A 19,842-nucleotide genomic window follows, 5' to 3' on the forward strand; every position below is an offset into this window, starting at 1 on the left:
AAGTGCCTGGCGACGACTCAGGGGCGAGACCTCACCATGGAACAGGGAGACCGACTTGACCAAGCGACGCTTGCTGCTGCTGTGTTTTATCGTGCTGGCCTTCGCCGCCTTCTTTCTCTCCGGCGCCGACCAGCTGCTGACGCTGGAGTCTCTCAAAGCCGAACAGGCCCGCTTCCAGGCCTGGCTGGCGGCGGAGCCGCTGACGGTGGCCGGGGGGTTCTTCGCGCTCTATGTGGCCATGGCGGCGCTGTCGCTGCCGGGCGCGGCGCTGCTGACGCTGCTCGGCGGGGCGCTGTTCGGTTTCGGCTGGGGGCTTCTGCTGATCTCGTTCGCCAGCAGCCTGGGCGCGACCCTGGCCGCGCTGATCGCCCGCACGCTGGCCCGCGCGCCGCTGGAACGGCGCTTCGCCGCCCAGCTCGAGCGCGTCAATGCCGGCATTCGCCGCGAAGGCGCCTTCTATCTCTTCACCCTGCGGCTGATTCCGCTGTTTCCGTTCTTCGTCATCAATCTGGTGATGGGCCTGACGCGGATGCGCCTGACCACCTTCTACTGGGTCAGCCAGCTGGGCATGCTGCCGGGCACCGCGGTCTACGTGAACGCCGGCCGCGAGCTGGGAGATCTCGAGTCCCTGTCCGGTATCCTGTCGCCGGGGCTGATCCTGTCCTTCGCCCTGGTCGGGCTGTTTCCCTGGCTGGCCCGGGGGCTGATCGGCGTGGCCAAGCGGCGCCGGCTGGCGCGGCGCTTCTCCCGGCCGACGCGCTTCGATCATGACATCGTGGTGATCGGTGGCGGCTCGGCCGGGCTGGTGGCGAGCTACATCGCCGCCGCGGTGAAGGCCCGGGTGGCGCTGGTGGAGCGCGACCGGCTGGGCGGTGACTGCCTGAACACCGGCTGCGTGCCCTCCAAGGCGCTGATTCGTGCGGCGCGTGCCGCCGAGGAGGTACGCCGGGCGCCGCGCTATGGCGTCGAGGCGGGCAAGCCGAGGGTCGATTTCGCCGCCGTCATGGGTCACGTGCGCGGCGCGATCCGCGAGATCGAGCCCCACGACAGCCGCGAGCGCTACGAGGGGCTAGGCGTCGAGGTCGTCCAGGGCGAGGCGCGACTGGACGACCCCTGGCGGGTTCGCGTGTTCGGAAGCGAGGGCGAGCGGGTGATCACCGCCCGCCATGTGATCATCGCCAGCGGCGCCTCGCCCTGGGTGCCGCCGTTGCCGGGCATCGAGAAGACCGAGCCGCTGACCTCGGACACCCTCTGGCAGCTCGAGGCGCTGCCCGAGCGGCTGCTGGTGCTGGGCGGCGGGCCCATCGGCTGCGAGCTGGGCCAGAGCTTCGCGCGGCTGGGGAGCCGGGTGAGCCTGGTGGAGCTGGGCGACCGGCTGCTGCCGCGGGAAGACGAGGACGTCGCCGCCGAGGTGGCATCGCGGCTGCGCGATGAGGGCGTCGAAGTGCATCTGACGGCCAAGGCGCTGCGGGTGGTGACGGATGACGACGGCGGCCAGGGCCTGGAGATCGAGGTCGGCCAGACAGGGGAGAAGGGGGAGGAGACGCGCGTCGAGACGCTGCCCTTCGACCGGCTGCTGGTGGTGGTGGGGCGGCGCGCCAACGTGTCCGGCCTGGGGCTCGAGGCCCTGGGCGTCGAGACCGCTCCGGACGGCACCCTGGCGGTGGACGAGACGCTGCGCTCGGTGCTGCCCAACGTCTGGGCCTGCGGCGACGTGGCCGGCCCCTTCCAGCTGACTCACGCCGGGGCACACCAGGCCTGGCACGCCACGGTCAATGCCCTGTTCGGCGAGCTCAGGCGTTTTCGGGTCAGCTATCGGGCGTTGCCGGCGGTGACCTTCACCGACCCGGAGGTGGCGCGGGTCGGCCTCAACGAACGCGAGGCACGCGAGCGCGGCATCGAGGTCGAGGTGACCCGCTACGCGCTGTCCGAGCTCGACCGCGCCATCGCCGACGGCCAGCGGGAGGGCTTCGTCAAGGTGCTCACCGTGCCGGGGCGCGACCGCCTGCTGGGCGCCACCCTGGTCGGCGCGGGCGCCGGCGAGCTGCTGGCCGAGTTCACCCTGGCCATGACCCACGGCATCGGGCTCAACAAGCTGCTCGGCACCGTGCATCCCTATCCGACCCGCAGCGAGGCGGTGAAGGCCACCGCCGGGGTGTGGAAGAATGCCCACAAACCGGCGCGGCTGCTGGCCTGGCTCGAGCGCTACTTCGCCTGGCGCCGGGGCGAGGGGCGCGCCGAGGGGAAGGGGGAACGCGACGGGAGTGACAGACGAGACGAGAGTGACGCGAAAGGAGACGCCTGATGCTCGATCGCTGGACCATGCCGCTGACCCAGCGGCCGCTGAGATGGCTGGCCCGGGGGCTTTCGAAGACCGGCGTGCAGCCGGATCAGGTGACCGTGGTGGCCTTTCTGATCGGCATGCTGGCGCTGCCGTTGCTGGCCATGGAGGCCTACGGCGCGGCCCTCGTCGCCGTCCTGCTCAACCGGCTGGGCGACGGCCTGGACGGCACCCTGGCGCGACTGACCGATCACGCCAGCGACGCCGGGGGCTTTCTCGATATTGGCCTGGACTTCGTCTTCTACGCCGCCGTGGTGCTGGGCTTCGCCCTGGCCGACCCGGCCGCCAACGCCCTGGCCGCGAGCCTGCTGCTGTTCGCCTTCATCGGCACCGGCACGTCGTTTCTGGCCTTCGCCATCATGGCCGCCCGCCACGCACTGGACCGGCCGCGCTTCCCGCGCAAGGCCTTCTACTACCTGAACGGGCTGACCGAAGGTACCGAGACGCTGCTGGCGCTGGTGGCCTTCTGCCTGTGGCCGGCGCACTTCCCGCTGCTGGCCGGTCTCTTCGCGGTGGCCTGCCTGATCACCACCGCGACCCGGCTGGCAGGCGGCTACCTGACCCTGAAGGCGATGCCGAGGGCTTCGGAGTGAGCCGGCTCAGTGGTCAGGCACGTTCGTCTCGGGCATGAAAAAGGGCAGCCCGGAGGCTGCCCCTTTTTCGTTCTGGCTGGCGGGAGCTTAGTGCTCGTGGCCACCTTCGCCGTGGACGTGGCCGTGCTCGACCTCTTCCTGGCTGGCCTCGCGGACTTCGGCGATCTCGACGTCGAAGTTCAGGGTCTGGCCGGCGAGCGGGTGGTTGCCGTCGACGGTGACGGTGTCGCCTTCGACCTGGGTCACGGTGACCATCAGCGGGCCGCCCTGGGTCTGCGCCTGGAACTGCATGCCCGGCTCGATGCTCTCGACGCCCTGGAAGGCGTCGCGCGGGACTTCTTGCACCAGCTGCGGCTGGACTTCGCCGTAGCCTTCTTCAGGGGCGACCTTGGCCTGGAGCTTGTCGCCAGCCGCACGACCTTCCATTTCCTTCTCGAGGCCCGGGATGATGTTGCCGGCGCCGTGGAGGTAAGTCAGCGGCTCACGGCCTTCCGAGCTGTCCAGCACTTCCCCTGCATCATTGGTCAGGGTGTAGTGGAAGGCCACAACGGAATTCTGTGCGATTTGCATGATGAACCTATCGATGAGTGCGTGTGCGCGCATGGTAACGTGGCTTCCCGGGGACTGTCAGTGGCGCAAGGAGATTTTTCAGCTTGCCCGGTACGATCCTGAGTGCGATTCACGCCGTGTCCCGTGGTTGCGTGCTTCCGAAGGCAGGGATACCCTTTGCTGCGACACCTTTTCCCTTGTCCTTCGTTCCCTGTTGGAGACCCTCCATGACCGTGACCGTCATCTGGCTGATCGCCTTTGCCGTGATCCTCTTCCTGTGCCTGAGCCGCTGGGAGGCCTCCGTCAGCGCGGGGCTCGACAAGCTGATTCCCGCCGTGCTGCGCAGCGAGGACGACCGCTGGGTGTGGAGCCCGGCCATCGCCGTGCTGGCCGCGACGGCCATCGTGCGGCCGGTGGACCTGCTGCTGACGCTGATCATCATCGCGGTGATCGCGCTGGTGGGTGGCAAGCTGGCGTGCTGGGCGATGCGCAAGGCCAATTTCCACTGAGCCGGCGCCTCTGGACCGAAAAGGCCCGCGGCATGCGCCGCGGGCCTTTTGCGTTGAGCGTCGTCGAACCGCCGGGGCTCAGTAGGGCGCCACGCTGACGTTGTTGCCGGTACCGATCAGGCGCACCTGCTGACCGACCTGGAACGGCTGGTCGGCCTTCTGCACCACCACCACGGTCTGGCCGGTCTGCTTGCGGATCTCGAGCTCCCAGGCATCCGTGCGGTTGGCGCTGTCCTCGATCTTCTTGCCGGCCACGCTGCCGCCGATGGCGCCGGCCGCGGTGGCCAGCGTCCGGCCCGAGCCGCCGCCGATCTGGTTACCCAGCAGGCCACCGATGACGGCGCCGCCGAGACCGCCGATGGCGCCGCTGTTCTGGTCGCCGGCCTGGATCTGCACCCGGCGCATGGCGGTGATGGTGCCCACGCTCACGTTCTGGGCCACCTTGGCCTGGTTGCCGGTGTAGACATTGCCCGAGTAGGGCGAGGTGTTGGCGCAGCCCGCCAGGGTCAGGGCGCCTAGGGCGACGATGGGAAGAAAACGCTTCATGGGTAACCTCCTTGCAAGTCGGTGAGCGACGCGGTGGGCGTCTGCCGTATGGCTTCCGTAGGGCATGATGCAGCGGGCCTCTGGCTTGCCGGTGCCCATACCCTGCCTGTAGTCGGGAGGTTTGACCAGTGAAAGACAAAAAGGTGCGCCTGCGAACGACATCGGTGCCCCTGGGGGGGCCGGCCGCATGAAAAAACCCACCCCGCGGGGCGGGATGGGCAATGGCTAGTCATGCCATGTCACCGGGGAGGCGAGTCATTCCGCTTCCAGGGGTCTCGCTTTCCGCATCACTCTTCTTCGAGCTGGGTCGCGTCGCCGGTCAGCACCTCGTCCCAGGCATCGTCGAGGGAGTAGCCCGCGCGGCTGTCGACGGTGTCGATCACCTCGACGGCGTGCTGGAGGGATTCCCGGTTGCCTTTCAGGGCCAGCACCAGCTTGGCGAGTTCCTGCTTGCTGAACGTGCTGGCAATGAGGTCGGCTTGGTGGCTCAGTTCGATGCAGTTCATGTGTAACACCTCGTGCGGTGGCCATCGTCGATGGCGTGATGGGCGTTTGCTACTCATGCCGGGCCGGGTAAGCGCCCGGTGCTGCAGTCGCGAAGTGGTCACAAGCTTGGAAAGACCATCGCCTACGGCGCCTGGATCATCGTGAAAGCGCCTTCTTTGTAGCTTTCAGTGCAGGTCGCCGGTCGGGGTAGCGACGCGTTGTCCTGCGCTGTGAGTTGACTATGGTGCAGTACGGCAGAACCGACCATGCCTCCTTGGGCGCAGCCGGCGTTGTAACTCGACTACATCCTTTAAGGAACGGCAGCGAGGTTGTCGGCCTCCTTCACGGGGCACTTGGCGCGCTGCATCGCGGTGCACCGAGGTCGGGCGAGCGGGCACGAGAAAGGGGAGGCCGAAGCCTCCCCGAGCGTCCTGTCGCTGTGCCGTCGCGGCGTGCGATCAGCCGAACTGGTTCATTGTGTTGTCCTTGCCGCCGGCCTTGAGCGCCGCCTCGCCGTGGAAGAACTCCTTGTGGTCGTCGCCGATGTTGGAGCCGGCCATGTCCTGGTGCTTGACGGTGGCGATGCCCTCGCGGATCTCGCGGCGCTGCACGCCCGCCACGTAGGCCAGCATGCCTTCGTCGCCGAAGTAGCCCTTGGCCAGGTTATCGGTGGACAGGGCCGCGGTGTGGTAGGTCGGCAGGGTGATCAGGTGGTGGAAGATGCCGGCCTCGCGGGCGGCGTCACGCTGGAAGTTCTGCGTCCACTCGTCGGCCTGGCGCCCCAGCTCGGTGTCGTCGTACTCGGCGTTCATCAGGTCGGCGCGGTCGTAGGCGCTGACGTCGCGGCCCTCGGCTTCCCAGGCGTCGAACACCTGCTGGCGGAAGTTCAGTGTCCAGTTGAAGGACGGCGAGTTGTTGTAGACCAGCTTGGCGTCGGGGCAGACCTCGCGCACCCGGTCCACCATGCCCTTGATCTGACCGACATGGGGCTTCTCGGTCTCGATCCACAAGAGGTCGGCGCCGTTCTGCAGGCTGGTGATGCAGTCCAGCACCACCCGGTCCTCGCCGGTGTCCGGCTTGAACTGGTAGAGGCCGGAGGCCAGGCGCTTGACCTTGACCAGCTTGCCGTCCTGCTTGATCACCACGTCGCCGTTGGCGATATCGTCCGCGGAGGTGATCTCGTCGCCGTCGAGGAAGGCGTTGTACTGATCGCCCAGGTCGCCCGGCGCGTGGCTGACGGCGATCTTCTGGGTCAGGCCGGCGCCCAGGGAGTCGGTGCGGGCGACGATTACGCCGTCTTCCACGCCGAGTTCCAGGAAGGCGTAACGCACGGCGTTGAGCTTGGCGATGAAGTCCTCGTGGGGAACGGTGACCTTGCCGGCCTGGTGGCCGCACTGCTTCTCGTCGGAGACCTGGTTCTCGATCTGCAGGCAGCAGGCCCCGGCCTCGATCATCTTCTTGGCCAGCAGGTAGGTGGCCTCGGCGTTGCCGAAGCCGGCGTCGATGTCGGCGATGATCGGCACCACGTGGGTCTCGAAGTTGTCGATCTTGCCCTCGAGCTCGGCGGCCCTGGCGCTGTCGCCGGCCTCGCGGGCCGCTTCCAGATCGCGGAACAGGTGGTTGAGCTCCCAGCTGTCGGCCTGGCGCAGGAAGGTGTAGAGCTCCTCGATCAGCGCCGGCACGCTGGTCTTTTCGTGCATCGACTGGTCGGGCAGCGGGCCGAACTCGGAGCGCAGGGCGGCGATCATCCAGCCCGAGAGGTACAGGTAGCGACCCTTGGTCTGGCCGAAGTGCTTCTTGATGGAGATCATCTTCTGCTGGCCGATGAAGCCGTGCCAGCAGCCCAGCGACTGGGTGTACTTCGCGGTGTCGCCGTCGTAGGCCGCCATGTCCTGGCGCATGATCCGGGCGTTGTAGCGGGCGATGTCCAGGCCGGTCTGGAAGCGGTTCTGGACGCGCAGCCGGGCGGCATGCTCGGGCGTGATGTTGTCCCACTTGCCGCGCTGACCTTCGCGCAGCTGGGTCAGGGTCTTGAGTTGATCTTGAAACGTTGCCATGGAGCCATCCTCTCTGCCTTCAGGGGGAAGGTCGCCCGCTCTCGTCCCGGCGTGATTGCCGTCTGGTGTCGACGAAGCCTTATGCTGCGACCGCGAAGCGCTATCAGGTTCGTCCGCTTTCCCGAGTCTGTCTCTAGGGTGTTGGTCGAACCTCGTCGAGAGAGGAAAGTGCCCGGCGACTACATGGCATAACTGTTGATGCCGGGCGTCCCTCGCTCGCCTTGGATATCACTATGGGCGGGCATGGCGCGGCTCAACAATTGATCCTTGGGGGCAGCGAGGGTTGTAGTCCGACTACAGGACGGGGGCGGGAATCGCCATTCCTGTAGTCGGGTTTCCCGATGGGGGCGGAAAACGGGAGGGAGAAAACGCTCAGGCGTCGAGGCGCAGCGCCATGTTGCGGTGCGGAATGCCGGCCTCCATGAAGGTCTCGCCGAAGGCTTCGAAGCCCAGTCGCTCGTAGAACGCCAGGGCATGGGTCTGGGCGGCGAGCTCGGCGGCAGGCAGGCCGCGGTGGCGTGCGGCGGCGATCGCCGCCTCCATCAGCGCCAGCCCGATGCCGAGGCCACGCGCCTCGGCGAGCACGGCGACGCGGCCGATATGGCCGTCGGGCAGCAGCCGGGCGGTGCCCAGGGCGCGGCCGTCGGCCAGCGCCAGGAAATGCAGGCACTCGGGATCTCGGCCGTCCCATTCCTCGTTTCTGGGCACGTCCTGCTCCTCGATGAAGACGACGCGGCGGATCTCGCCGGCCGCCTCGCCGAGGGTCTGCCAGTCGCCCTCGCGGATCTCGACGCTCGTGCTCATGCGCTTACTCCTCTGTGTTCATTCTTCTTCGTCGTTCCACCAGGCCAGGCTGCCGGCGTCGAGCAGATGGGTCAGCACGCGGGGCGCGTCGTCGAAGGCCAGCAACTCGGCGTCGACCGGTTCGCCGCCCGCCAGGGCGCGGGCCAGGGCGATCGAGCACTCGACGCCGTCGCCGTCGACGAACAGGGTGGCGCGTGCGTCGTCCAGTGCGCGCCAGGCGAAGCGCGAGCCGGGCGGGCGTTCCAGTGTCTCGCCGTCCTGTAGTGCGGCGACAAGGTCGTTCGGGTCGGTGGGCGTCTCGCTGGCCACCAGCTGGTCGACGTACTTGGGCTGGGTCATCACGCGGCCGAACCACTGGGCCAGCTGGGCCGGGTCGTCCAGGGTCTCGAGGATCAGTGTGCGCATGCGCTCGAGGGCGGCGTCGTCGAGCTCGGCCGGGTCGGCGGGCGCCGCCATGCCGGCGTCGGCGTAGCGCAGCGAGGGAGGCAGCTGCTCGCCGATGTAGTCGGCGTAGGAGGTCACGGCCTCGTCGGCGGAGGGGGCGCGGAAGCCCACCGAGAAGGTCATGCAGTCACTGGACTGGCTGACGCCGTGATGGGCCCAGCCCGGCGGCAGGTAGAGCATGTCGCCCGGTTCCAGCACCCAGTCGGCGTCGGCCTCGACCTCGAAGGTCTCGAGGATGCGCAGGTCGATGCCCTTGAGGATCGGGGCGTCGTCGTCGACCCTGCCGCCGAGCTGCCAGCGGCGCTGGCCGCTGGCCTGAAGCAGGAAGACGTCATACTGGTCGACGTGGGGGCCGACGCTGCCGCCGGGCGGCGCATAGCTGACCATGATGTCGTCGAGGCGCCAGCTCGGCAGGAAGTCGAAGGTCTCGAGCAGCTCGGCGACCTCGGGCACGTAGTGGTCCACGGCCTGGACCAGCAGGGTCCAGTCCTGCTCCGGCAGGCGGGCGAAGGTGGCCTCGTCGAAGGGGCCGTGGCTGACCTGCCAGGGGCCGTCAGGGCCTTGCTCCTCGACCAGACGCGCCTCGATGTTCTCCTCGCAGGCCAGGCCGGCGAGCTCGTCGGGTTCGAGGGGGCTCTGGAAGTCGGGGATGGCGCCGCGGATCAGCAGCGGCCGGCGCTGCCAGTGGTCGCGCAGGAAGTCGGCGGCGGTGCGGCCGCCGAGCAGGGTGAGGGGTTCGTCTCGGGACTGTCGTGACATGAGGCTCGCGCTCGCGAAGGGATGAAACGGCGACAGGCGCCGATTGGCGCCTGTCGGGATACTAGCATGTGGGGCCAGCCGACGAGGGGCATGGCGGGTTAAGGATCGGGCCTCGTGCTCGCGATCCCGGGAACGAAACCCTGACACTGCGCTTGCCGCCTGCGCGTCGCTTCACAACATAATCCCTCACGGGTGAAGCTGGCTCGCCATCCCTGGCGAGCCACGCGCGCGGCTGCGCTGGTGTCAGCGTCCCCGGGTAGATATCGCATCGCTACGATGCCCGCCCCTGATCGGCTGACCGGCCGGGCGCTTACAGATTGCGCGCCTGGGCCTCGGCGTTGCCGATGTAGTTGGCCGGAGTCAGCTGCTTGAGCTCGCCCTTCACCTCGGCCGGCAGCTCCAGGGTGTCGATGAAGGCGGCGAAGCCGGCCTGATCGATGCGCTTGCCGCGGGTCAGCTCCTTGAGCTTCTCGTAGGGCTTCTCGATGCCGTAGCGACGCATCACGGTCTGGATCGGCTCGGCCAGCACTTCCCAGCTGTTGTCCAGGTCCTCGGCCAGGCGAGCCGGGTTGGCCTCGAGCTTGCCGATGCCCTTCAGCGAGGCCTGGTAGGCCACCAGCGCGTAGGCCATGCCGACGCCCAGGTTGCGCAGCACGGTGGAGTCGGTCAGGTCGCGCTGCCAGCGGGAGATCGGCAGCTTCTCGGCCAGGTGACCCAGCACGGCGTTGGACAGCCCCAGGTTGCCCTCGGAGTTCTCGAAGTCGATCGGATTGACCTTGTGCGGCATGGTCGAGGAGCCGATCTCGCCGGCCACGGTCTTCTGCTTGAAGTAGCCCAGCGAGATGTAGCCCCAGACGTCGCGGTCGAAGTCGATCAGCACGGTGTTGAAGCGGCACACGGCATCGAACAGCTCGGCGATGTAGTCGTGGGGCTCGATCTGGGTGGTGTAGGGGTTGAAGGTCAGGCCCAGGCCCTCGACGAAGGTGCGGGCATTGGCTTCCCAGTCGACCTCCGGGTAGGTCGCCAGGTGGGCGTTGTAGTTGCCCACGGCGCCGTTGATCTTGCCGAACAGCTCCACGCTCTCGATCTGCTTGAGCTGGCGACGCAGCCGGTAGGCGACGTTGGCCATCTCCTTGCCGAGGGTGGTGGGGCTGGCGGTCTGGCCATGGGTGCGCGACAGCATCGGCTGAGCGGCGTGCTCCTCGGCCAGGCGGGCCACCTCGTCGGCCACCTGGTGCATCACCGGCAGCAGCGCATCCAGGCCGCCGCGCAGCATCAGCGCGTGGGACAGGTTGTTGATGTCCTCGCTGGTGCAGGCGAAGTGCACGAATTCGGTGATGGCGTGCAGCTCGGGCGTCTCGGCAATGCGCTCCTTGATGAAGTACTCGACCGCCTTGACGTCATGGTTGGTGGTGCGCTCAATCTCCTTGATGCGCTCGGCGTCTTCCACGGAGAAGTCGCGGACCAGGGCATCCAGCGCCGCGGTGGCCGCGGCGGAGAGCGGCGGCACCTCGGTGATCTGAGGCTGCTCGGCCAGGCGCTGCAGCCAGCGGGCCTCGACGATGACGCGGGCACGGATCAGGCCGAACTCGCTGAAATGCTCGCGCAGGGCCTCGGCCTTGCTGCCGTAGCGGCCGTCGACGGGAGAAAGGGCGGTGAGGGCGGTCAGGGGGAGTGACTTGGGCTGCATGGGCGCGTTCCGGGTGGCGTGGTGGAGAAATCAGTGGGGGAAATCAGTTCAGCTCGTCCAGGGCCTTCTTGAGGGCGCCGCGCTGGAACATCAGCTTCCAGCGGCGGCCGCCCTGCTGGTGCCACAGCAGCGCGAAGCGGATGCCGGTCAGCAGGCAGGCGCGCACGCGCTCGGGCATCATGCGGCTCTGCAGCAGCGAGGGATCGCCCTGGACGACGATCCGGCTCTTGAAGGTGGAGATGGTGTCCTGGTAGGCCTCGCCGAGGCTGGCGACGACGTTCTCGTGGGTCTCGCCGAAGTGCTCGGCCTGGCCCTGGATGCGGGTCAGCCGGGTGCCCAGGGTGTCCATCATGTCGGCGTCGTTTCTCAGCTTGCTCATCAGCATCAGCAGCGAGAAACCATAGCGCATCACCACCGGGTTGGCCTGGCGGCGGCCCAGCATGCCCTCGAGGGTCTCGATGCCCTGGCGCAGGTTGTTGGGATGGCCGCCGTAGATGGCCTCGAAGCTGGCCGGGTCGGTGTCCAGGGTGGCGTGGATCAGGGTGTCCCAGGCGCGCTGGTCGACCTGGCCGGTGCGGGCCAGCTGGTCGACCTGGCTGGCGGCCTGGAAGACCCCGGCCAGCGCCAGGGCCTGGCGCGCGACGGGGGAGTCGGGGGCGCGGTGAATGGGCGTGGTGCCGTTCATCGCGCGGCCTCCTCGGCGTTCCAGATGGCTTTGATCACGCCGCCGCCGAGGCAGATGTCGCCGTCGTAAAGCACCAGCGACTGGCCGGGGGTCACGGCGCGCTGGGGCTCGTCGAAGCGCACCCGCACGCCGCCGTCCTCGGTGGTCTCGAAGCGGCAGGGCACGTCTTCCTGGCGATAGCGGGTCTTGGCGGTGAGGCGGCCCTCGGCGGCCGGCGGCTCGCCGGCGACCCAGTCCATCGGCTCGGTGGCCAGGCTGTCGGTGTAGAGCAGCGGGTGATGCTTGCCCTGCACGGCCACCAGCACGTTGCGCTCGAGGTCCTTGTCGGCCACGAACCAGGGCGCGTCGGAGTAGTTGGCGAGCCCGCCGATGCCGAGCCCCTGGCGCTGGCCGAGGGTGTAGTACATCAGGCCCATGTGCTCGCCGATGACGTCGCCGTCCGGCGTCTCGATGGTGCCGGGCTGGGCGGGCAGGTACTGCTGCAGGAAGTCGCGGAAGCGGCGCTCGCCGATGAAGCAGATGCCGGTGGAGTCCTTCTTGCGCGCGGTCACCAGGTCATGACGCTCGGCCAGGGCGCGGACCTCGGGCTTCTCCAGTTCGCCGACCGGGAACAGGGTGCGGGCGATGGCCGCCTCGGGCACGGCGTGCAGGAAGTAGCTCTGGTCCTTGTTGGCGTCGAGCCCCTTGAGCAGCCGCGGGCGCTCGGCCCCGTCGAGCTCGCCGCGGGCGCGGCCGCCACGGACGTAGTGGCCGGTGGCGATGCGCTCGGCGCCCAGCATCTCGGCGTACTCGAGGAACACCTTGAACTTGATCTCGCGGTTGCAGAGGATGTCCGGGTTCGGCGTGCGTCCGGCCTGGTACTCGGCCAGGAAGTGCTCGAAGACGTTGTCCCAGTACTCGGCGGCGAAGTTGGCGGTGTGCAGCTTGATGCCGAGCTTGGCGCACACGGCCTCGGCGTCCGCCAGGTCTTCCTTGGCGGTGCAGTATTCGGTGCCGTCGTCCTCGTCCCAGTTCTTCATGAACAGGCCCTCGACCTCATAGCCCTGCTCGAGCAGGAGCAGGGCGGAGACGGAGGAATCGACGCCGCCGGACATGCCGACGATCACCTTGCCTTGGGTGGCTGTCATGACGCTCTCGGATTGGGGTGGTCGCAAATGGGGCGGGATTATACATCACTCGAGCCGGAAGCTCGAAGAGCGGTGCTTCGCACCTGGAAGCTGGAAGCCCCCCCCCCCTTGCCGGAGTGCAGGGCGACACGCTGTTTTCCAGCTTCCAGCTTCCAGCTTCCAGCTTCCAGCTTCCAGCTTCCAGCTCCGCGCGAAGCGCGGCTACCGTTCGTGAATCACGTCCATGGGATAGAAGCGCCCGGCCAGGGCGTCGCGCACGCGGCGCAGCACCAGCGGGCTGCGCAGCCGTCCCAGGCGTTCCAGCGCCTCCAGTTCCTCCAGCGTCACCCAGTGGGTGGCCAGGATGTCCGGGTCGAGTTCGGTGCCCAGCCGGGCCAGCGCCATGCCGTAGAAGCCGTGGCTGTGAAAGGTGGTGCCGTCCGGCGCCCGATAGACGTAGATGCCCAGGTAATCGCTGAGACCCACCTGCCAGGCGGTTTCCTCGCGCAGCTCGCGCAGGGCGGCGTCCTGGATGCGCTCGCCCGGTTCCAGGTGCCCGGCCGGCTGGTTGAAGACCGTGTGGGGCCCGCCCCGGTCTTCCTCGACGATCAGGAAGCGCCCGGCGCGCTCGACCACGGTGGCCACGGTGACGAGGGGATGCCAGCGGCTCATCGGCGTGTCCTCCCGCCGTGGGGTGACTTGCCGTTCCGACGGCCGCTGCCCCGGCGGCCGGTGTCGCGACGATTCGAGGGCGGCGCGGGCGCGTGCAGGGTCTCGCGACGCCACTCGCCGGGCGCCAGGCCGTCGAGCGACCAGGGGCCGATCGCCACCCTGACCAGGCGCAGGGTGGGGTGGCCCACATGGGCGGTCATGCGTCTCACCTGGCGATTGCGGCCCTCGGAGATGATCAGCTCCAGCCAGTGGGTGTCGGGATGACGCTTCGGGTCCAGCGGCGGCTCGCGCTCGGGCAGCTCGCTGGCCTCGAGGCGGCGCACCCGGGCCGGCCGGGTCAGGCCGTCCCTGAGTTCGACGCCGCGGCGCAGGGCCTCCAGGGCGACATCGTCGGGCCGCCCCTCGACCTGCACGCGATAGGTCTTGGGCTGCTTGTGACGCGGATGACTGATGCGGTGGATCAGCTCGCCGTCGTCGGAGAGCAGCAGCAGACCCTCGGAGTCGTGGTCGAGTCGGCCCGCCGGATAGATGCCGGGCACGTCGAGGTAGTCGGCCAGGGTGGCGCGGGGCGTGCCCTCGGCGTCGCCCTGGTCGGTGAACTGGGACAGCACCCGGTAGGGCTTGTGAAAGAGATATAAGCGGCTCATGGGCGTATCTTACCGCTCGGCGCGGCGGGATGGCAGGGATCGGCGACCATCGCTGCCATGCGTCGTGGGCGGCGGGCTGGTATACTGCGCGACGCTCGCCGGAGCGCCCTCGTCATTTTCCGGGCCTGGCGTGACCCGCTCAGAGGGATGGCCGATGCCGCGTGTCGGCGATCGAGCCGAGCGGCGGTCGCCCTGGTTGCCCGTGTTGCCGACATCGAGAGTGTGCGCTTCGATCCGTTTCATGCACCGCAGTGACCAGAGAGATCTACGCCACATGTCCAAAACGCCGAAGATTATCTATACGCTGACCGACGAAGCGCCGGCTCTGGCGACCCATTCCCTGTTGCCGATCATCGACGCCTACACCGATTCCGCCGGCATCTCCGTCGAGACCCGTGATATCTCCCTGGCCGGGCGTATCCTCTCGCAGTTCCCCGATTCCCTGACCGACGAGCAGCGGCTGGGCGACCACCTGGCCGAGCTGGGCGAGCTGGCCAAGACGCCGGAAGCCAACATCATCAAGCTGCCCAATATCAGCGCCTCGGTGCCGCAGCTCAAGGCGGCCATCAAGGAACTGCAGGGCCAGGGCTATGCGCTGCCCGACTACCCGGACGAGCCCGCCAGCGACGAGCAGCGCGACATCAAGGCGCGCTACGACCGGGTCAAGGGCAGCGCCGTCAACCCGGTGCTGCGTGAAGGCAACAGTGACCGTCGTGCCCCCAAGTCGGTGAAGAACTACGCCCGCAAGTACCCGCACCGCATGGGCGAGTGGCAGTCCGATTCCCGCTCCCACGTCGCCCACATGAACGAGGGTGACTTCTACGGCAGCGAGAAGTCCGCCGTGATCGGCGCCGACGGCGCGGTCAAGATCGAGCTGGTCGGCCAGGACGGCAGCGTCAGCGTGCTCAAGGAGCGCACCCCGGTGCTGGCCGGTGAGGTGATCGACGGCTCCATGATGAGTCGCAAGGCGCTGTCCGCCTTCGTCGCCGAGCAGATCGCCGACGCCAAGGCCCAGGGCGTGCTGTTCTCCCTGCACCTCAAGGCGACCATGATGAAGGTCTCCGACCCGATCATGTTCGGCATGGTGGTCGACGAGTTCTACCGCGACGTGCTCGAGAAGCACGCCGAGGCGCTGGAAGAGGTCGGCTTCGACGCCACCAACGGCATCGGCGACCTGTACGCCACCATCGCCAAGCTGCCGGCCGACAAGCAGGCCGAGATCGAGGCCGACATCGACGCGCTGTACGCCGAGCGTCCGAGCCTGGCCATGGTCGATTCCTACAAGGGCATCACCAACCTGCACGTGCCGAGCGACGTGATCATCGACGCCTCCATGCCGGCCATGATCCGCGACTCCGGCAAGATGTGGGGCGCCGACGACGCCCTGCACGACACCAAGGCGGTGATCCCGGATCGCTGCTATGCCGGCATCTATCAGGCCACCATCGAGGACTGCAAGAAGCACGGCGCCTTCGATCCGACCACCATGGGCAGCGTGCCCAACGTCGGCCTGATGGCTCAGAAGGCCGAGGAGTATGGCTCCCACGACAAGACCTTCCAGATCCCCGCCGGCGGCACCGTGCGCGTGACCGACGAGGCCGGCGAGGTGCTGTTCGAGCACGCGGTGGAAGAGGGCGACATCTGGCGCATGTGCCAGACCAAGGACGCCCCGATCCGCGACTGGGTCAAGCTGGCCGTGTCCCGCGCCCGCGAGAGCGGTGCCCCGGCGGTGTTCTGGCTCGACGCCGAGCGCGCCCACGACGCCCAGCTGATCAAGAAGGTCGAGGCCTACCTGCAGGATCACGACACCGACGGTCTGGACATCCGCATCATGGCCCCGGTCGAGGCGATGCAGTTCTCCCTCGAGCGCATCCGCCGCGGCGAGGACACCATCTCCGTGACCGGCAACGTGCTGCGTGACTACCTGACCGACCTGTTCCCGATCATGGAGCTCGGCACCAGCGCCAAGATGCTGTCCATCGTGCCGCTGATGAACGGCGGCGGCCTGTTCGAGACCGGCGCCGGCGGCTCCGCGCCCAAGCACGTCCAGCAGCTGCTCGAGGAGAATCACCTGCGCTGGGATTCCCTGGGCGAGTTCCTGGCCCTGGCCGCGTCCCTCGAGCACCTGGGCAAGACCTTCGACAACGCTCGCGCCCGCGTGCTGGCCAAGGCACTGGACGAGGCCAACGGCAAGTTCCTCGACAGCAACAAGTCGCCGTCGCGCAAGGTCGGTGAGCTCGACAACCGCGGCAGCCACTTCTACCTGGCCATGTACTGGGCCGAGGCGCTGGCCGCCCAGGACGAGGACGCCGAGCTCAAGGCGCTGTTCGGCAAGCTCGCCGCCGAGCTGACCGCCAAGGAGGCGGTGATCGTCGAAGAGCTCAACGCCGTTCAGGGGCAGGCGGTCGACATCGGTGGCTACTATCACGCCAACGGCGAGCTGGCCGATGCCGTGATGCGCCCCAGCCGCACCCTAAACGCGGCCCTGGAGCTGGTGGCCGAGCGCTAAGCGCCACCGACCCGCGACAGACGCGTCGTCGACGTGTTCCGGCCCCCGCCCGTTCCCGGGCGGGGGCCGTTGCATTGCTGGCGGCGGTCAAAGACGGCACAGTGAATTCATCCCGATGAACCCGATCGCCTCGCCGGCGTCCAAACACGGTTGGAATGCCCGGGGGGCGCCCGGCTTGTCGATAGCGACAGTGATGCTTATGTTCAAGACAAAGGAAGAGGGCATGGCGCCGCACCGCGCGTCGCTTCATGCCGGCATGACGCGGCCTCCCGGGCCCGAGGAAGAGGGCGACGGCGACCTGGCGGTGCAGTCGTCGGAACCGGAGCTTGCGCAACCGCCGATGTACAAGGTGGTCTTGCACAACGACGACTTCACCCCCATGGAGTTCGTGGTGGACGTGTTGCAGACGTTCTTCAACATGGACAACGAGAAGGCGGTGCAGGTCATGCTGGCCGTGCACACCCAGGGCAAGGCGACCTGCGGGATCTTCACTCGCGATATCGCCGAGACCAAGAGTCATCAGGTCAACGAGTACGCCCGGGAGTGCCAGCACCCACTGCTGTGCGACATCGAAGCAACGGATTGAGCGTCGGCGTGTCGAAGTAAGGAAATCGCCAGCGTTGGCGGGGCGACTTGCAACGCCGATGTTTGTGCTCGATGTTGATGATGCCGGACCCAGAAGGGTCCGACGCAAGCCCTAAGCGGCGAGAAGGGGACTGCCATGCTGAGCAAAGAACTTGAACTGACCCTGAACACGGCCTTTACCGTGGCGCGCTCCAAGCGTCACGAGTTCATGACCGTGGAGCACCTGCTGCTGGCGCTGCTCGACAACGCCTCGGCGGCGGACGTGCTGCGAGCCTGCGGGGCCAACCTCGACAAGCTGCGGTCCGACCTGCAGGATTTCATCAATTCCACCACGCCGCTGATTCCCGAGGATCAGGCCGATCGCGAGACGCAGCCGACGCTGGGCTTCCAGCGCGTCCTGCAGCGCGCGGTCTTCCACGTGCAGTCTTCCGGCAAGAGCGAGGTGACCGGCGCCAACGTGCTGGTGGCGATCTTCTCCGAGCAGGAGAGTCAGGCCGTCTACTTCCTCAAGCAGCAGAACGTGGCCCGGGTGGACGCCGTCAACTACATCGCCCATGGCATCTCCAAGGTCGCCGGTCATGGCCAGGGGCAGAGTTCGCCGTCGCCCGAGGCCGAGGACGCCGAGGAGGCCGGCAGCGAGCAGGGCGGCAATCCGCTGACGGGCTATGCCACCAATCTCAACGAGCAGGCCCGCATGGGCAAGATCGACCCGCTGATCGGGCGCGATCACGAGCTCGAGCGGGTGGTGCAGATCCTCGCCCGGCGGCGCAAGAACAACCCGCTGCTGGTCGGCGAGGCCGGCGTGGGCAAGACCGCCATCGCCGAGGGGCTGGCCAAGCGCATCGTCGAGGAGGACGTGCCCGAGGTGATCGGCGACGCCGTCGTCTACTCCCTCGACATGGGCGCGCTGCTGGCGGGCACCAAGTACCGCGGCGACTTCGAGAAGCGTCTCAAGGCGCTGCTGGCCGAGCTGCGCAAGCAGCCCAACGCCATCCTCTTCATCGACGAGATTCACACCGTGATCGGCGCCGGGGCGGCCTCCGGTGGCGTGATGGACGCCTCCAACCTGCTCAAGCCGCTGCTGTCCTCCGGCGAGCTGCGCTGCATCGGCTCCACCACCTTCCAGGAGTTCCGCGGCATCTTCGAGAAGGACCGTGCGCTGGCCCGTCGCTTCCAGAAGGTCGACGTCATGGCGCCCTCGGTGGAGGACACCATCCGCATCCTCAAGGGGCTGCGCTCGCGCTTCGAGGAGCATCACCACCTCAAGTACACCGACGCCGCACTGGAAAGCGCCTCGCGGCTGGCGGATCGCTACATCAACGACCGTCACCTGCCCGACAAGGCGATCGACGTGATCGACGAGGCCGGTGCCCACCAGCGGCTGCTGCCGCCCGAGGTGCGCGTCGACACCATCGACACCGATCAGGTCGAGGCTGTTGTGGCCTCCATCGCGCGGATTCCGCCGAAGAGCGTCTCCAGCTCCGATCGCAAGCTGCTGGCCAATATCGACCGCGACCTCAAGATGCTGGTGTTCGGCCAGGACGAGGCGATCGACGGCCTGTCGGCGGCCATCAAGCTGTCGCGGGCCGGCCTCAAGGCGCCGGACAAGCCGGTGGGCAGCTTCCTGTTCGCCGGTCCTACCGGGGTCGGCAAGACCGAGGTGGCTCGCCAGCTGGCCCACATCATGGGCATCGACCTGGTGCGCTTCGACATGTCCGAGTACATGGAGCGCCACACCGTGTCGCGGCTGATCGGCGCCCCCCCGGGCTACGTCGGCTATGACCAGGGAGGCCTGCTGACCGAGGCGATCACCAAGCAGCCGCACTGCGTGCTGTTGCTCGACGAGATCGAGAAGGCGCACCCCGAGGTCTTCAACCTGCTGCTGCAGGTGATGGACCACGGCCGGCTGACCGACAACAACGGCCGCGAGGCGGACTTCCGTCACGTGATCCTGATCATGACCTCCAACGCCGGGGTCGAGCAGGCCACGCGGCGTTCGATCGGCTTCCAGACCCAGGACCACTCCACCGACGCCATGGAGGTCATCCGCAAGACCTTCTCGCCGGAGTTCCGCAACCGCCTGGACGGCATCATCCAGTTCCACGCCCTGCCCACCGAGGTGGTGCGCAACGTGGTCGACAAGTTCCTGATCGAACTCCAGGCGCAGCTCGACGAGAAGCGCGTGCAGCTCGATGTGGACGAGGAAGCCCGGGACTGGCTGGCCGAGAAGGGTTACGACCCCGATATGGGGGCAAGGCCGATGGCGCGCCTGATCCAGGAGAAGCTCAAGAAGCCGCTGGCAGAGCTGATCCTGTTCGGCGAGCTGGCCGAGCACGGTGGCGTGGTGCACGTCAGCGTCGAGGACGGCGAGCTGCACCTGGCATCGGAGTCGGAACTGGCCGACGCGCCCTGAAGCGGCGCGTCGATCGCTTCCGCCAACCCATCAGCGCCCTGTCTTCGGACGGGGCGTTGTGCGTCTGGGAGCCGTGCTGGCGGGGAGGGGCCGAAGGGCATTTCATGCATGCCCTCAGGCTGGCCTAGCGAGAGCGGTAGACGATGCGGCCCTTGGACAGGTCGTAGGGAGTCAGCTCGACCTTGACCTTGTCGCCGGTGAGGATGCGGATGTAGTTCTTGCGCATCTTGCCCGAGATGTGGGCGGTCACCACGTGGCCGTTCTCGAGTTCGACCCGGAACATGGTGTTGGGCAGCGTGTCGACGACGACGCCTTCCATTTCGATATGGTCTTCGCGTGCCATATAGGCAATTCCTCGCTGGTGATAACAAACGGCGGCACGAGTGGCGGAGTGTCCGTTCGTGCCGATCAGGATAGCGCGATATTGTGCCGCATGCCGGGCGTCAA

Annotated in this window: 18 protein-coding genes; 6 read left to right on the forward strand and 12 right to left on the reverse strand. The window is 67.7% G+C overall.

Translation table 11 applies throughout. The features are described 5' to 3' along the window. Positions 1-55: 55 nt before the first annotated feature. Together QWG60_RS06155 and QWG60_RS06160 are read left to right on the forward strand one after the other, a co-directional pair. Positions 56-2,305, forward strand: coding sequence for an FAD-dependent oxidoreductase (locus QWG60_RS06155; RefSeq protein WP_146908154.1), 2,250 nt, complete (start codon positions 56-58; stop codon positions 2,303-2,305). After that, positions 2,305-2,934: a CDP-alcohol phosphatidyltransferase family protein gene (locus QWG60_RS06160; protein ID WP_146908156.1), complete on the forward strand. Its 630-nt coding sequence runs from the start codon at positions 2,305-2,307 to the stop codon at positions 2,932-2,934. The genes QWG60_RS06155 and QWG60_RS06160 overlap by 1 nt, the downstream gene beginning before the upstream one ends. Positions 2,935-3,021: 87 nt before the next feature. Here QWG60_RS06160 and QWG60_RS06165 read toward each other — a convergent pair whose 3' ends face one another. After that, positions 3,022-3,504, reverse strand: a complete 483-nt coding sequence (locus QWG60_RS06165) for an FKBP-type peptidyl-prolyl cis-trans isomerase (protein WP_035595239.1) — start codon at positions 3,502-3,504, stop codon at positions 3,022-3,024. 206 nt (positions 3,505-3,710) lie between these two features. Here QWG60_RS06165 and QWG60_RS06170 point away from each other — a divergent pair, with 206 nt between their 5' ends. Next, complete coding sequence (locus tag QWG60_RS06170; RefSeq protein WP_035595240.1) at positions 3,711-3,992, forward strand: hypothetical protein; 282 nt, start codon at positions 3,711-3,713, stop codon at positions 3,990-3,992. Positions 3,993-4,070: 78 nt separating this feature from the next. Here the strand turns inward: QWG60_RS06170 and QWG60_RS06175 are convergent, their stop codons facing one another. From QWG60_RS06175 to QWG60_RS06220, 10 genes are all read right to left on the reverse strand, one after another. Further along, on the reverse strand, positions 4,071-4,538 hold the full coding sequence (locus QWG60_RS06175) for an outer membrane lipoprotein (RefSeq protein WP_035595243.1): 468 nt from the start codon (positions 4,536-4,538) through the stop codon (positions 4,071-4,073). Between the two features lie 287 nt (positions 4,539-4,825). Continuing rightward, positions 4,826-5,044 carry a hypothetical protein gene (locus tag QWG60_RS06180; RefSeq protein WP_035595246.1) on the reverse strand — a complete coding sequence of 73 codons (219 nt, stop codon included), beginning with the start codon at positions 5,042-5,044 and terminating at the stop codon, positions 4,826-4,828. A gap of 438 nt (positions 5,045-5,482) precedes the next feature. After that, positions 5,483-7,081 carry an isocitrate lyase gene (locus tag QWG60_RS06185; RefSeq protein WP_107180863.1) on the reverse strand — a complete coding sequence of 533 codons (1,599 nt, stop codon included), beginning with the start codon at positions 7,079-7,081 and terminating at the stop codon, positions 5,483-5,485. A 372-nt stretch (positions 7,082-7,453) separates the two neighbouring features. After that, positions 7,454-7,885, reverse strand: a complete 432-nt coding sequence (locus QWG60_RS06190) for a GNAT family N-acetyltransferase (RefSeq protein WP_107180862.1) — start codon at positions 7,883-7,885, stop codon at positions 7,454-7,456. An 18-nt stretch (positions 7,886-7,903) separates the two neighbouring features. Beyond that, the gene (locus tag QWG60_RS06195) at positions 7,904-9,088 is read right to left on the reverse strand and encodes a ribosomal protein uL16 3-hydroxylase (RefSeq protein WP_107180861.1); all 1,185 of its coding nucleotides are present in this window, start codon (positions 9,086-9,088) and stop codon (positions 7,904-7,906) included. Positions 9,089-9,398: 310 nt separating this feature from the next. Next, positions 9,399-10,778 carry an adenylosuccinate lyase gene (gene purB / locus QWG60_RS06200; RefSeq protein ID WP_107180860.1) on the reverse strand — a complete coding sequence of 460 codons (1,380 nt, stop codon included), beginning with the start codon at positions 10,776-10,778 and terminating at the stop codon, positions 9,399-9,401. A 43-nt stretch (positions 10,779-10,821) separates the two neighbouring features. Then, positions 10,822-11,463, reverse strand: coding sequence for a high frequency lysogenization protein HflD (gene hflD / locus QWG60_RS06205; RefSeq protein WP_035595256.1), 642 nt, complete (start codon positions 11,461-11,463; stop codon positions 10,822-10,824). Beyond that, positions 11,460-12,590, reverse strand: a complete 1,131-nt coding sequence (mnmA, locus tag QWG60_RS06210) for a tRNA 2-thiouridine(34) synthase MnmA (protein ID WP_046080067.1) — start codon at positions 12,588-12,590, stop codon at positions 11,460-11,462. Before mnmA ends, hflD begins: the two co-directional genes overlap by 4 nt. Before the next feature lie 201 nt (positions 12,591-12,791). Continuing rightward, positions 12,792-13,241, reverse strand: a complete 450-nt coding sequence (locus QWG60_RS06215) for an NUDIX domain-containing protein (RefSeq protein ID WP_035595259.1) — start codon at positions 13,239-13,241, stop codon at positions 12,792-12,794. Further along, positions 13,238-13,888 carry a pseudouridine synthase gene (locus QWG60_RS06220; protein WP_146908158.1) on the reverse strand — a complete coding sequence of 217 codons (651 nt, stop codon included), beginning with the start codon at positions 13,886-13,888 and terminating at the stop codon, positions 13,238-13,240. Before QWG60_RS06220 ends, QWG60_RS06215 begins: the two co-directional genes overlap by 4 nt. Before the next feature lie 274 nt (positions 13,889-14,162). Here QWG60_RS06220 and QWG60_RS06225 point away from each other — a divergent pair, with 274 nt between their 5' ends. From QWG60_RS06225 to clpA, 3 genes are all read left to right on the forward strand, one after another. Then, on the forward strand, positions 14,163-16,397 hold the full coding sequence (locus QWG60_RS06225; RefSeq protein WP_046080070.1) for an NADP-dependent isocitrate dehydrogenase: 2,235 nt from the start codon (positions 14,163-14,165) through the stop codon (positions 16,395-16,397). Positions 16,398-16,620: 223 nt separating this feature from the next. Continuing rightward, entirely contained in the window at positions 16,621-16,983 is a 363-nt protein-coding gene (gene clpS, locus QWG60_RS06230; protein WP_046080071.1) for an ATP-dependent Clp protease adapter ClpS, read from the forward strand. A 135-nt stretch (positions 16,984-17,118) separates the two neighbouring features. Continuing rightward, positions 17,119-19,395 carry an ATP-dependent Clp protease ATP-binding subunit ClpA gene (clpA, locus tag QWG60_RS06235; RefSeq protein WP_046080072.1) on the forward strand — a complete coding sequence of 759 codons (2,277 nt, stop codon included), beginning with the start codon at positions 17,119-17,121 and terminating at the stop codon, positions 19,393-19,395. Between the two features lie 124 nt (positions 19,396-19,519). Here clpA and infA read toward each other — a convergent pair whose 3' ends face one another. Continuing rightward, positions 19,520-19,738, reverse strand: a complete 219-nt coding sequence (gene infA / locus QWG60_RS06240) for a translation initiation factor IF-1 (RefSeq protein ID WP_013332816.1) — start codon at positions 19,736-19,738, stop codon at positions 19,520-19,522. Positions 19,739-19,842 lie beyond the last annotated feature (104 nt).

The organism is Halomonas halophila, assembly GCF_030406665.1.
Classification (GTDB): Bacteria; Pseudomonadota; Gammaproteobacteria; order Pseudomonadales; family Halomonadaceae; genus Halomonas; species Halomonas halophila.

Excerpts from the sequence above, each read along its gene's own strand:
- QWG60_RS06165 (WP_035595239.1), bottom strand. The coding sequence starts at position 3,504 with ATGCAAATCGCACAGAATTCCGTTGTGGCCTTCCACTACACCCTGACC.
- QWG60_RS06180 (WP_035595246.1), bottom strand. The coding sequence starts at position 5,044 with ATGAACTGCATCGAACTGAGCCACCAAGCCGACCTCATTGCCAGCACG.
- mnmA (WP_046080067.1), bottom strand. The coding sequence starts at position 12,590 with ATGACAGCCACCCAAGGCAAGGTGATCGTCGGCATGTCCGGCGGCGTC.
- infA (WP_013332816.1), bottom strand. The coding sequence starts at position 19,738 with ATGGCACGCGAAGACCATATCGAAATGGAAGGCGTCGTCGTCGACACG.
- purB (WP_107180860.1), bottom strand. The coding sequence starts at position 10,778 with ATGCAGCCCAAGTCACTCCCCCTGACCGCCCTCACCGCCCTTTCTCCC.
- QWG60_RS06225 (WP_046080070.1), top strand. The coding sequence starts at position 14,163 with ATGTCCAAAACGCCGAAGATTATCTATACGCTGACCGACGAAGCGCCG.
- QWG60_RS06215 (WP_035595259.1), bottom strand. The coding sequence starts at position 13,241 with ATGAGCCGCTGGCATCCCCTCGTCACCGTGGCCACCGTGGTCGAGCGC.
- QWG60_RS06175 (WP_035595243.1), bottom strand. The coding sequence starts at position 4,538 with ATGAAGCGTTTTCTTCCCATCGTCGCCCTAGGCGCCCTGACCCTGGCG.
- QWG60_RS06190 (WP_107180862.1), bottom strand. The coding sequence starts at position 7,885 with ATGAGCACGAGCGTCGAGATCCGCGAGGGCGACTGGCAGACCCTCGGC.
- clpS (WP_046080071.1), top strand. The coding sequence starts at position 16,621 with ATGGCGCCGCACCGCGCGTCGCTTCATGCCGGCATGACGCGGCCTCCC.
- QWG60_RS06170 (WP_035595240.1), top strand. The coding sequence starts at position 3,711 with ATGACCGTGACCGTCATCTGGCTGATCGCCTTTGCCGTGATCCTCTTC.
- clpA (WP_046080072.1), top strand. The coding sequence starts at position 17,119 with ATGCTGAGCAAAGAACTTGAACTGACCCTGAACACGGCCTTTACCGTG.
- QWG60_RS06195 (WP_107180861.1), bottom strand. The coding sequence starts at position 9,088 with ATGTCACGACAGTCCCGAGACGAACCCCTCACCCTGCTCGGCGGCCGC.
- QWG60_RS06220 (WP_146908158.1), bottom strand. The coding sequence starts at position 13,888 with ATGAGCCGCTTATATCTCTTTCACAAGCCCTACCGGGTGCTGTCCCAG.
- hflD (WP_035595256.1), bottom strand. The coding sequence starts at position 11,463 with ATGAACGGCACCACGCCCATTCACCGCGCCCCCGACTCCCCCGTCGCG.
- QWG60_RS06160 (WP_146908156.1), top strand. The coding sequence starts at position 2,305 with ATGCTCGATCGCTGGACCATGCCGCTGACCCAGCGGCCGCTGAGATGG.
- QWG60_RS06185 (WP_107180863.1), bottom strand. The coding sequence starts at position 7,081 with ATGGCAACGTTTCAAGATCAACTCAAGACCCTGACCCAGCTGCGCGAA.